Source organism: Acinetobacter sp. YH1901134, assembly GCF_013416965.1.
In the GTDB taxonomy this organism is placed as follows: Bacteria; Pseudomonadota; Gammaproteobacteria; order Pseudomonadales; family Moraxellaceae; genus Acinetobacter; species Acinetobacter amyesii.
The window spans coordinates 383048-395212 of the sequence record NZ_VPEW01000004.1; the positions used below are offsets into that span (position 1 = coordinate 383048).

Consider the following 12165-nt stretch of genomic DNA (forward strand, 5'->3'; position numbering starts at 1 on the left):
CATTGCAAGAACAGAGTATAGAGATTTTTAATAAACATGCAAGCCTAAAACCAAGAATTCCTGAGTAGAAAACACTGTTTGATTATTTATAAATCAATATGATGGTCGATGATGTAGAAAACGTGAAACTTCATCACTATATTTTTACTTTAATACACAACAAGATTGTAAAAGCTTATTGCAATTCAGATCTTTGGCGTTTTTAATGTGGTTATCGTTTTATCTAAAGCTGTCTGTAATAAAACTATTCTATACGGACATGCTTGTAACTACATGGAATTTTTATGATGTTTAAACAGCATGTATTGTGTGCCCTTACATTGACTTGCTCAGGTGCATTATTTGCCAATATTCCAATTGAATCTCGTGGTTTGAGTGGCGCTAATAATGGTACTGTGTATACAGCAAATAATACGGCCATTCAAACAGGTGCTGGCTCTACCCCTATTCCAACCAATTTGAATTGGCAGCTTATGCAGAAGAACCAACAGCTTGAAAATGAATTGCGTAGCTTACGCGGTAAAATGGAAGAGCAAGACAATATTATCGAACAATTAAAAAGTGAACTTACAAACCGCTATGCAGATTTAGATCAACGTTTAGAACTACTCCAACAAAAAGTAGATCCAAGTGGAGACACAGAGGCCGCGGAGGATAACCAACAAGGTACTGCACCCAGTAACAGCTAATACAGCGCCTACACCTATTAAACAACCTACGACCCAAGCAACATTAAGCTCATCTGCAAACCAACCTGTAAATGCAGGTGGTGACTCACTTGAGCTCGAGAAAGCGGCATATACCGTTGCTTTAGATGCATACAAACAAGGTGGTGCGAAAAAAGCCATTGCACCGATGAAAAACTTTATTAAGAATAATCCTAACAGTGTCTATATTAGCAATGCATATTTTTGGCTAGCTGAGTTCAACCTTGCTGTTGAACCGACCAACTACGTGGAAGCGAAAAAGAACTATAGTATCGTGGTAGATCAATACCCTGAATCGACCCGCGCGCCTAGAGCGTTATATCAACTGTATAGCATTGCAAAAGATGTCGATCGAAATAGCAATTTAGCAACGCAGCTCAAAACCAAGCTCACCCAAAAGTATCCAAAATCTGAAGAAGCAGGCTTTGTTAAAAAATAGAACTATTTTTTAATGCAAAAAAAGACACCTTATAAGGTGTCTTTTTTTATTCGCAGCATTTAGCGCACAATACCGCGCTTAGACTGCTCAAGTGAGTCAATCAACAATTGCGCTTCTGCCACTTCAGGCAAAATTTCAATGCGAATACGCTCAATCGCTTCATTCGTCGTTAAACCATCTTTATAGATCAATTTAAAAGATTCACGTAAACCTTGAATCACATTTTTAGACCAACCTTTACGACGCATTCCTTCAATGTTCATTGCAAAAGCATGGGCTGGATTACCAGATACCATGACATAAGCAGGTACATCTTTCAAAATAAGCGATGCACCACCAATCATACTGTATGAATCAATTTTACAGAATTGATGAATACCAGAGTTACCACCTACGATGACATAATCACCGATGTGGACGTGACCTGCAACGCCGACGTTATTAGCAAAGATATTATGATCACCTACTACACAGTCATGTGCAATATGCGTATTCACCATCAATAAATTGTGACTACCAACTTTAGTTAGACCCTGATCTTGAACAGTACCACGATGTAAACTACAGTGTTCACGAATCGAGTTATAATCACCGATTTCTAACCAGGTTTCTTCACCAGCATATTTCAAGTCTTGGCAAACTTCACCAACACTGGCAAATTGAAAAATTTCGTTATGTTGACCAATACGGGTATAACCACCCACCACAACATGTGAATGCAGTTTAGTGCCCGCTCCAATTGTGACTTTAGGACCAATAATACAATATGGTCCAATTTGCACATCCGGAGCAATTACTGCTGATGAGTCAATAATGGCGGTAGGATGAATTAATTCGTTATTGCTCATGCTGTCTCTGTTTTCTGATGCGAAACCATAATTTCCGCGGTTGCTGCGACTACGCCATCTACAGTGGCAACACAATTATATTTGTAAATGCCACGCTTTTGCATCACTAATTCCGATTTTAATACAAGTTGATCGCCTGCAACGACTTGTTTTTTAAATCGAACCTTCTCTGCACCAGCAAATAAGAACAGCGAACCCGCTGAAGGTTTCTCATTATTCATAATGAAACCTAAAATACCCGATACTTGCGCCAATGCTTCAACAATCAGCACACCCGGCATAATTGGGTATTCAGGGAAATGGCCTTGTAAAAATTCTTCATTAATCGTTACATTTTTATAGCCTACAATCCCGTTGTCAGTCACTTCAACAACACGATCAACCAATAAAAACGGATAACGATGTGGCAAATATTCACGAATAGTCTGAATAGTCATTGGTAATTCAGGTTTTGTGAAAGCTGGGGTATTCGACTCTGTCATCATAATTATTTACGCAATTTAAATGTTGATTCAAGGGACTCAATTTGAGACTGCATATGATCAAGTCGTTTGACCAATTGGGTCAATGGCACATCTGCTAATTGTTTAAAGCGGATTGCTGCCTTTTTCCAAGAACCACTTTCAAGCATTGGCGTACCTGAAGAATAACTCCCAGCAACGGAAATACTTTTTGTGACCATTGACATACCGGTAATTGTCACATTATCTGCAATATTAATGTGACCTACGATACCAACAGCCCCTGCTAGCACACAATTTTTGCCAATAGTTGTACTACCGGCAATACCACATTTCGCAGCCATTGCCGTATTTGCACCAACTTTGACGTTATGCGCGATTTGCACAAGGTTATCAATAATGACACCATCTTCCAAAATTGTGTCATCTAAAGCACCACGGTCGATACTACAATTTGAACCAATACGCACATCATTCCCGATACGTACAGAACCTAATTGAGCAATACGATGCCATTTCCCTTGATAAGGTGCAAAACCAAATCCTTCACCACCGACCACCGTATTTGCATGGATACGTACACGATCACCTAACTTGGCTTCACCAGTAATCGTCACATGCGAATCTATAAAACAATCTTTACCAATTTCAACACCATGATCAATCTTCACTTGTGATTCAATGCGAGTCCCATCACCCACCACACTATTCGCACCAATCACCACATAATGCCCAATATAAGCAGTATCAGAAATGATTGCGGAAGGATGAATTTGGGCAGTACTTTCAATACCTGTTTCTACAGATTTCTTTTCAAAAACATGCGTCAGAATAGCGAAAGCCAGATACGGATTGGGTACAACAATGAAGTTTTGCTGTGAAGGGATTTGTGACTGCATGTCTGCAGTCACAATCAGCGCACCAGCCTGAGACTGTTGAGCTTCATTCAGATACTTATCTGCGTTTAAAAATGCAAGCTGATGCGGTTGAGCACTCTCCAAACTTGCCATTCCACTGAATTGCAAGTCTAACTGGCCAATACATTGACCTTGAACAAGTTGAGCAAGCTTTTCTAAACTGAATTTTTGAGAATTCATTGATTATTTAATTGCATTAACCTTTTGAATCATTTTATCAGTTAAATCAAACTTAGGGTCATACGCAAGTGCTGAATTTTTATTCAAAACAACATCTAACTTATTTTCTGTGCGCAATTGTTCTGCAACTTGCTTGATCCGAGTATCCATCGTGCGATTTAAGGACTGAATATTCCCTTGAACCGAAGCTTGAACTTTTTGCTGTAAATCAGTCAGCTCTTTGAGTTTAGTTTGATACTGTTGACCCATTTGCTGCTTTTGCGCAGCAGTCAACTTATCACCACCCTGCTGAGCTTTCTGTTGCATTGCTTCCAGCTCTTTAGCCAGTGATTCAATTTTAGTGGTTTGTGGTTTCAACTGCTGTTGAATTTGAGCATTTTGTTGTTTTAGATAAGTGCTTTGATCCACCACCTTTTCTAAATCAACCACACCGTAACCCGCTGCATGTACCACAGCAGAACACGACATACCCAATACCGCCAAACCAGCAAATAATTTATTCATCTTATCAACCTGTAATTTTGTTATTCCCAGAAGGGTCGTACTTAGAACGTACGACCAATCTCGAATTGGATTTCTTTTGTTTCATCGCCAGCTTTGTCATTCAGTGGGAATGCATAACTCAGTGAAATTGGACCAATCATCGTGATCCAAGTAAAGCCTGCACCAACACTATAACGCATGTTATTCATATCAAAGCCGTAGTTATCTTTACAGTATTGACGGTCTTCACTAGATTTAGGAACGTCACATTGGGTGTCAAATACTTGTGCGCCTTCAGCAAACAATACTGGACGAACTTGACGCGCCCAATCGCCTTTAAATGGCACAGGTAAAGCCAATTCAGTACCAAATTGAATTAAAGCATTACCACCGACTTCTTCTGGATCGTAGTCAACCTGATTTTGCGCATCATAATACACACCAGGATATTTCGGCCCTAGAGTACTGTTGTCATAGCCACGTACTGAACCAAAACCACCTGCATAGAAGTTTTTATAGAATGGTAAATCATTACCATAGCCTAACTTACCGTAACCACGTAACACAAAGTCTTTACCTAGTGGGAAATAAGCTTGTGCGTCGTAAGTGATTTTTTGATATTCAACATCACTACCTGGTAATGCAATTTCGGCATTGATGCGGTGTGACATACCCGATGTAGGGAATACCGGGCGATTCAAGGTGTTGTACGACCAACCCAAGTTAAGGTTATAAGTTAAGAAATCACCTTTAAATTCATTGTCATAAGTAATTTCTTCAACAGCACATTTATAACCAATTATTTCGTTTTTATCATTATAAACAGGTACAGTATTTTGAGACTCACCATTAGCATCTTTTGGGCAGTAAGAACCTTTCCCTGTAGCTTTACCACCGTTAGCAAGTAAGTAGTCACGGACATACGTAGATACATATGGGCCTGTAGTTACATCAGTTTGATCAATATTCAAACCCATACTTATACTTTGGTTTTCATCGATCGGATAACCAAAGTTGATACCACCACCAAAACTGTCAGTGACGTAGTTGTTAACGTTATAGTCGTTATCTAACTTGGTTTTACGGTAGTACAAGTTATAACCACGGCGTACACCATCAATAGTGAAGTATGGGTCAGTTACACTGAGGTTGTAATAATCTTGAGTCTCTGAACGAGACAAATCGATAGAAACTGCATTACCTGTACCCAAGAAGTTGGTTTGACTCAAACCTGCTTGGAAAGTTACACCGCCACTTTGTGAGAAACCAACAGCTAAAGTACTTGTCCCCGAATGCTGCTCTTCAACATTTACATTTAAATCAATTTGATCTGGCGTGCCCGGAATACGTGCAGGCTTAACATCAACGGTTTTAAAGAAACCAGTACGTTCTAAACGCACTTTAGACAAATCAATTTTTTCGTTACTTGCTAATGCGCCTTCCATTTGACGCATTTCACGACGTAGAACTTCATCAGCTGTTTTCGAGTTACCAGTGAAATTAATACGGCGAACAGTGACTTGCTGACCCGGATTCACATAGTAATTTAAATCAACCAATTTGGTGTCTTTATTGATTTCAGGAACAATGTTCACTTCTGCAAAGTAGTAACCTGCATTACCATATTTACGAAGTAAAAGCTGTTTCACACCATTCACTTTTTCTTGTGAATATAAATCGCCATCTTTATAGAGTTTTAAAGCGTTTAAATCAGTTTGCGTATAAAGCGTATCACCTAAGAAATGGGTTTCACCAAACTTAAATTGTTCACCTTCATCCACCGAAACTTCGATAAAGACGTGTTTTTTATCTTCACTCAAATTTAGACTTGAATTGGTAATGTTGAAGTTGATGTAACCTTTGTTGAGATACATCGCACGTAACGCTTCTAAACTCGCAGCCATCTTTTCACGTGCATAGCGGTCATTACGAGAAATGATCGAGTTCCAACCACTTTCTTTTAATGCAAAAATTTGTTTAATTTCGCTTTCTTTAAAGACCGTATTACCAATGATATTAATATCAAATACTTTGGCAGATTGACCTTCTTCAAACTCGATTAAGACATTTACACGGTTATTCGGTTGAGCGGTTGTAATCACTTTGACATCAGCATCGTAGCGACCTTGCTGCATGTACTGTTGTTCTAATTCAGTTTCAACCGTTTGCAAAGATGATTTCTTTAAAACTTCACCTTCGGACAGACCCATTTTCTTCAAGCCTTCTTCCAAGGCTTCTTTAGGAATAAGTTTATTGCCTTTTAGCTCAACTTTAGATATTACTGGGCGTTCAACCACTGTATATACAAGGGTATTACCGACTTGTGAAGACTTCACATCATCAAACAAACCCGACGCAAACATGCTACGAATTGAGTTTGAAATGATTTGATCATTGACACGATCACCAGCGGAGAATGGGATCATTCCGGCTACATTGTCAGGAGTTAAACGCACTAAGCCATCAACACGAATATCTTGTACTACAAAATCATCTGCTGCATATACTTGTTGTGCTACGGCCATAGCACTAACCAGTGCCAATGGCATAAATAAATGTTTGTGCTGCATGCCAGTCTTTTCCGCTGTTAATTTATTTCGTATAACGTTCTTATAAACGCATAATGTCATTGAATAGAGCCAGTAGCATCATGCTACCCAGCAATACCATACCAATTTTTAATCCAACCAATTGTATTTGTTCAGAAACAGGTTTACCACGAATTAATTCAATAAAATAGTAAATTAAATGACCGCCATCGAGCATAGGAATCGGTAGTAAATTTAAAATACCCAAACTTACACTCATCAGTGCCATAAATGAAATGAAGGTTTGCCACCCCATCTCAGCACTTTGTCCAGCCACTTTCGCAATAGTAATCGGACCAGATAAATTATCTAAACCAACCAAACCACGTACCATTTTTACAATAGAATTCAGGATCATACTAGATATCTGACCTGTTTTTTCTACCGCTTTGCCCATCGCCTCTACAGGCGTGTATTGAATGGTTTGTTTGTATTCGGCTGGAATATTGACTTTACCCGGATCACTTTGTACACCTAAAAGCCCTGTGACTTTACCCATTTGGTCACGCTTACCTTGCGGCATCACGCTTAAATGCACAATTTTATTTTGTCGTAAAACATCAATTTTAAGTAACTTTTCTGGAGAAGCTTGTACAACTTGTACAACATCAAACCAGTCTTTCATTTTTACGCCATCGATCGAAACAATTCGATCACCCACTTGCATCCCTTGGCGAATCGCTGCGCCATCTTCACTGAGTTTTGAAACTACTGCAGGAATTTCAGGACGATACGGCGTAAAACCTAGAACATCGAGTGGTGACTGAGTTTGATCACGTAAGAAACTTTGAATCGGTAAACTGAAGTTTTGAATTTGCCCTGCTCGTTCAGCTTGAATTTGAATATTGCCAGTTTCACCTACACGATCAACCAAGGCATAATTCAAGCGCTCCCAAGTGGATACTTGAGTGCCATCTACGGCAGTAATTTTATCACCAGACTGCATTTGCGCAGCCGCTGCTGGCGTATTCGGTAAAATTTTACCTACGCGCGTATTGAGCTGTTCCTGAGCTGGTAAAAATAAAATCCAAAACAACACTACTGCAAAAGCCAAGTTAATGAGTGGCCCTGCCGCAACAATTGCAATACGTTTCCAAGGGTGTTGTCGGTTAAATGCTTTTGGTAAGTCTTCTGCTGCGACATCACCTTCGCGTTCATCCAACATTTTGACATAACCACCGAGTGGCAATGCAGACAGTTGATATTGAATACCTGATTTCTTCGACGTCCACTTGAGCAGTGTTGGGCCAAAACCAATCGAATACACCAAAACCTTTACGCCCAGTTTACGTGCAACGAAATAATGCCCAAATTCATGAATCGCTATCAGCGGTCCAAGTAGCAATATTGCTGCAATAATCATAAACAAGGCATTCATGTCTTAACTTCCTGAATTTAATACTGCTTTTTCAGCAACCATACGTGCCGATTTATCTGCATGCAAAATAACATCAATATTATTTGCAGCTGAGTTTTCAACTTGCCCCAACACATGTTCCACAATTTGAGGGATTTGAGTAAAGCCAATTTTCTCATGCAAAAATGCTGCCACGGCGATTTCATTGGCTGCATTTAAAATCGTTGGAGCTAAGCCACCTGCCTTCATGGCTTGGCGTGCTAATTTTAGCGCTGGGAATCGCTGTATATCAGGCTGTTCAAAGTTTAACTGTGAATGAACAAATAAATCTAATGGAGGCACATGTGTTTGAATACGCTTCGGCCATGCTAATGCATGAGCAATAGGCGTACACATATCAGGATTACCCATTTGTGCCAAAGTCGAACCATCTACATATTGAACCATTGAATGAATGATACTCTGTGGATGGACAACAACTGTTACAAATTGTTCTTCAACTGCAAAAAGATGACAGGCTTCTATTAATTCCAAGCCTTTATTCATTAGTGTTGCAGAATCAACAGAAATTTTTTGCCCCATCGACCAATTTGGATGCTTACAGGCTTGGGCCGGCGTCACACTTTGTAATTGTTCCAAACTATGATGTAAAAATGGACCACCAGACGCGGTGAGTAAGATTTGTTTTACACCTAGCTTTGGCTGACCATGACGCTCACCTTGTAGATAAGTTTCAGGCAAGCATTGGAAGATTGCATTATGTTCAGAATCGACCGGCAGCAACAAAGCATTATTTTCACGTGCGGTCTGAATCATGATGTCACCCGACATCACCAGCGCTTCTTTATTTGCCAGTAAGACACGCTTACCTGCTTTCGCAGCAGCCAATGTCGGTAGCAATCCTGCCGCACCCACAATAGCTGCCATGACCACATCAACTTGTGGATGTTCTGCTACTGCGATTAATCCTGCTTCATCATGCAGGATTTCAATATCAGTTAATTTTTCAGCTACGAGTAATTGGCGCAGTTCATCCACTTTATTGAATGGAACAACTGCGATTTTCGGTCGATATTGTTTGCATATTTCGACAAGTTCTACAATTCGGCTATGTGCAGTGACTGCAAAAACTGAATACTCTTCGGGGTGCTGTTGCAGAATCTTTAAAGTACTTTGACCAATGGATCCTGTTACACCCAATATACAAACAGATTGTGACATCTATAAATCTACGCCAATTAATTTTAAAACATACATACCTGCCGCAAAGATAGGTGCTGCAGCAAGCAACGAGTCAATACGATCCAGCACACCACCATGTCCGGGAAGAATACGACCAGAATCTTTGATCCCTGCACGACGCTTGATCATCGATTCAAATAAATCACCAAGTACTGAACTAAATACTGTTATTACTGAAAGTATTAAAAATAAAATATGTTCAGCGATGCTTAAATCAAGATAAATAATTTCAACAACAATAACAATTAGCATTGCAGTGAATAGACCGCCATATAAACCTTCGATCGATTTATTTGGGCTCACATCTGGTGCAAGTTTTTTCTTACCAAATTTACGTCCCACGAAGTATGCACCACTGTCTGCCCCCCATACCAACAGGAACAGATACATGAGCCACCAAGGTGAGTTCATCCACACAGAAAAAATAGCAGTTACCGCAGCAGGAACTAAGACTAAACCAATACCACTCAGACTCGGGTTATACCAGTTGTCGTATTCAGGATAAGACTTCACCCAATATACACTTAAGATCCAAGTAAAGATTGAAGCTGCCCAAAGCAGCAATGCAACATCAGTAAAATGCAATGCTAGTGCTGAAAGAATAGCAGTGACTAGACCATAGCCCCAAGCGAAAGGTTTAATCACATTTTGTGTATTCCGCGGCATGAGTTTAAACCACTCATAACCAGCGACAGCTGATGCAATAATCATCAGCACAAGCATTGGGTATTTAGACTCGGTTGCAAACATGCAACTCAATACAACTGAAACCAGTACCAATGCGGTTATTATCCGCTCTAACATTTATTTATTCTCAAACTGCTCTTGTTGAATCTGCTCTGAGGTCTTACCAAAACGACGTTCACGACCACCAAATACTGCTAGTGCGTCATCAAATTCTTCAATGGTAAATTCAGGCCATAATGTCTGGGTAAAATAAAGTTCTGCATACGCAGCTTGCCAAAGCAAGAAGTTCGAAAGACGGAAATCACCACCTGTACGAATTAACAAATCTACCGGAGGTAGATCACTTAAACTGACATATTGACCAAAGACTTCAGCATCCACTGCTTCAAGATTTATTTTGTTAGTTAAAACATCTGCTGCGATTTGTTTTGCAGCCTGTGCCATATCCCACATACCACCGTAACTAATTGCAATAGTTAAAGTCATGCTGTCGAAATTAGCAGTCCTTTGTTCAGCTTGCAACATTAAGTCACGTAAGTTAGGAGATAAACGAGAACGATCACCAATAAAACGTAGGGAAATGTTAAATTTTTCCATGCGTGGCAACTGTTCATGAATGGTTTCTTCAAGAAGAGCCATCAACAAATCAACCTCAAACTGAGGACGATTCCAATTTTCACTCGAAAAAGCAAAAACCGTCAGTGCTTGGATATTTCTTTTACGACAATGTTCAACGATGGGATCTAGGATGTCCTTTCCAGAACGATGCCCTTCACCTTTTTGCATTTGATTCTTTTTGGCAAAACGATTGTTGCCATCCATAATGATGGCAACATGTTTTGGAAGACGGGAAGTTTCTTCAGATGAGGTCATTAAAACTTAGACCTTCATCAATTCAGCTTCTTTTGCAGCCAGACGTTTTTCAACTTCAGCAACGAATTTGTCTGTGATTTTTTGAATGTCATCACCCGCACGACGCTCATCATCTTCAGAAATTTCTTTTTCTTTCAACAATGCTTTGATATCACCCAAAACATCACGACGGATGTTACGGATCGCAACTTTTGCATTTTCAGCTTCGTTACGTGCAACTTTCTGCATGTCTTTACGTGTTTCTTCTGTTAATGCAGCCATAGGAACACGGATGGCATCAGCAGTAATCGGGTTTAAGCCCAAGTCAGATTCACGGATTGCTTTATCAATTGCAGCAACCATTGAACGTTCAAAAGGCTGAACAAGTAAAGTACGAGAATCTTCTACACCCACGTTCGCTACTTGGTTTAATGGCACATCAGAGCCATAGTAAGGAACCATAACACCATTTAAAATTGATGGGTGCGCGCGCCCTGTACGAACTTTAGCAAAACCATGCTCTAGAGAATCTAGAGATTTATTCATACGGTCTTCTGCGTCTTTTTTAAGATCGTTAATCATGTGATCTTCCTAACTTAATTCGAAAAGATGTAAATTCTAAAATAGCTTGTAGTATAAAGAGCTTTAGGGCCCACGTACATTAGTTAGTAACGTGAGTACCCTCTTTTTCACCCATTACCACTGAAAGTAATGAACCTGATTTGTTCATATCAAATACTTGAAGTGGAACGTTGTGGTCACGGCATAAGCAGATCGCAGTTAAATCCATCACACCCAGTTTTTCATCTAAAACTTGGTCAAATGTTAATGCATCGTATTTCACTGCATCTTCATATTTACTTGGATCTTTGTTGTATACGCCATCAACCTTCGTCGCTTTAAGAATAAGATTGGCTTCAATCTCGATACCGCGTAAGCATGCTGCTGTATCTGTCGTAAAGAATGGGTTACCCGTACCTGCGACAAATACACAAACTTCGCCACGTGTTAAATGACGAATTGCATCACGGCTAGAATATGATTCAACTACAGCACCAATGGGCAAAGCTGACATTAGACGAGTTTTGATATTACGACGTACCAAAGCATCACGCAGTGCCAAACCGTTCATCACAGTGGCCAACATACCCATTTGGTCACCTGTTACACGGCCAACCAAACCATCTTTTTGTAATTGGCTACCACGGTAAAGGTTACCACCACCGACAACGATACCCACTTGAACACCCAAACCAACAAGGTGCGCAATTGCGAGTGACATTTGATCGAGCACTTGTGCATCGATACCCATCTCTTTATTGCCCGCTAAAGCTTCACCTGAAAGCTTAAGCAGGATGCGACCAAAACGTGGTTTTTTAGAATCAAGCATCATCAACTCCGAAT

The 12165-nt window shown here is 40.0% G+C and carries 11 protein-coding genes and 1 pseudogene; 1 reads left to right on the forward strand and 11 read right to left on the reverse strand.

What is annotated here, in order from left to right; all coding sequences use genetic code 11:
* The first annotated feature begins 284 nt into the window (after window positions 1–284).
* Window positions 285–1146: pseudogene (locus tag FTV50_RS05720) on the forward strand (YbgF trimerization domain-containing protein).
* Between the two features lie 59 nt (window positions 1147–1205).
* On the opposite strand, the gene lpxA reads toward FTV50_RS05720, so the two are convergent.
* The 11 genes from lpxA to pyrH form a co-directional block, all read right to left on the reverse strand.
* Window positions 1206–1994, reverse strand: a complete 789-nt coding sequence (gene lpxA / locus FTV50_RS05725; RefSeq protein WP_180023806.1) for an acyl-ACP--UDP-N-acetylglucosamine O-acyltransferase — start codon at window positions 1992–1994, stop codon at window positions 1206–1208.
* Entirely contained in the window at window positions 1991–2476 is a 486-nt protein-coding gene (fabZ, locus tag FTV50_RS05730; protein WP_171263789.1) for a 3-hydroxyacyl-ACP dehydratase FabZ, read from the reverse strand. Before fabZ ends, lpxA begins: the two co-directional genes overlap by 4 nt.
* A gap of 5 nt (window positions 2477–2481) precedes the next feature.
* Window positions 2482–3552, reverse strand: coding sequence for a UDP-3-O-(3-hydroxymyristoyl)glucosamine N-acyltransferase (gene lpxD / locus FTV50_RS05735; protein ID WP_180023807.1), 1071 nt, complete (start codon window positions 3550–3552; stop codon window positions 2482–2484).
* Between the two features lie 3 nt (window positions 3553–3555).
* Window positions 3556–4056: an OmpH family outer membrane protein gene (locus tag FTV50_RS05740; protein ID WP_180023808.1), complete on the reverse strand. Its 501-nt coding sequence runs from the start codon at window positions 4054–4056 to the stop codon at window positions 3556–3558.
* A gap of 41 nt (window positions 4057–4097) precedes the next feature.
* Complete coding sequence (gene bamA / locus FTV50_RS05745; RefSeq protein ID WP_373683673.1) at window positions 4098–6665, reverse strand: outer membrane protein assembly factor BamA; 2568 nt, start codon at window positions 6663–6665, stop codon at window positions 4098–4100.
* The gene (gene rseP / locus FTV50_RS05750) at window positions 6646–8001 is read right to left on the reverse strand and encodes an RIP metalloprotease RseP (protein ID WP_078193531.1); all 1356 of its coding nucleotides are present in this window, start codon (window positions 7999–8001) and stop codon (window positions 6646–6648) included. Before rseP ends, bamA begins: the two co-directional genes overlap by 20 nt.
* 3 nt (window positions 8002–8004) lie before the next feature.
* Window positions 8005–9201: a 1-deoxy-D-xylulose-5-phosphate reductoisomerase gene (gene ispC, locus FTV50_RS05755; protein WP_168377611.1), complete on the reverse strand. Its 1197-nt coding sequence runs from the start codon at window positions 9199–9201 to the stop codon at window positions 8005–8007.
* Entirely contained in the window at window positions 9202–10026 is an 825-nt protein-coding gene (locus FTV50_RS05760) for a CDP-archaeol synthase (RefSeq protein ID WP_078188722.1), read from the reverse strand.
* Window positions 10027–10782 (reverse strand): polyprenyl diphosphate synthase, encoded by a 756-nt coding sequence (gene uppS, locus FTV50_RS05765; protein WP_111883757.1) that lies wholly within the window; start codon window positions 10780–10782, stop codon window positions 10027–10029.
* A gap of 6 nt (window positions 10783–10788) precedes the next feature.
* Complete coding sequence (gene frr / locus FTV50_RS05770) at window positions 10789–11343, reverse strand: ribosome recycling factor (RefSeq protein WP_078188724.1); 555 nt, start codon at window positions 11341–11343, stop codon at window positions 10789–10791.
* A 79-nt stretch (window positions 11344–11422) separates the two neighbouring features.
* Window positions 11423–12151 (reverse strand): UMP kinase, encoded by a 729-nt coding sequence (gene pyrH, locus FTV50_RS05775; RefSeq protein WP_078193535.1) that lies wholly within the window; start codon window positions 12149–12151, stop codon window positions 11423–11425.
* Window positions 12152–12165 lie beyond the last annotated feature (14 nt).

Coding starts and splice junctions, on each gene's coding strand:
- lpxA (WP_180023806.1), bottom strand. CDS start 1,994: ATGAGCAATAACGAATTAATTCATCCTACCGCCATTATTGACTCATCA.
- fabZ (WP_171263789.1), bottom strand. CDS start 2,476: ATGACAGAGTCGAATACCCCAGCTTTCACAAAACCTGAATTACCAATG.
- lpxD (WP_180023807.1), bottom strand. CDS start 3,552: ATGAATTCTCAAAAATTCAGTTTAGAAAAGCTTGCTCAACTTGTTCAA.
- FTV50_RS05740 (WP_180023808.1), bottom strand. CDS start 4,056: ATGAATAAATTATTTGCTGGTTTGGCGGTATTGGGTATGTCGTGTTCT.
- bamA (WP_373683673.1), bottom strand. CDS start 6,665: ATGACATTATGCGTTTATAAGAACGTTATACGAAATAAATTAACAGCG.
- rseP (WP_078193531.1), bottom strand. CDS start 8,001: ATGAATGCCTTGTTTATGATTATTGCAGCAATATTGCTACTTGGACCG.
- ispC (WP_168377611.1), bottom strand. CDS start 9,201: ATGTCACAATCTGTTTGTATATTGGGTGTAACAGGATCCATTGGTCAA.
- FTV50_RS05760 (WP_078188722.1), bottom strand. CDS start 10,026: ATGTTAGAGCGGATAATAACCGCATTGGTACTGGTTTCAGTTGTATTG.
- uppS (WP_111883757.1), bottom strand. CDS start 10,782: ATGACCTCATCTGAAGAAACTTCCCGTCTTCCAAAACATGTTGCCATC.
- frr (WP_078188724.1), bottom strand. CDS start 11,343: ATGATTAACGATCTTAAAAAAGACGCAGAAGACCGTATGAATAAATCT.
- pyrH (WP_078193535.1), bottom strand. CDS start 12,151: ATGCTTGATTCTAAAAAACCACGTTTTGGTCGCATCCTGCTTAAGCTT.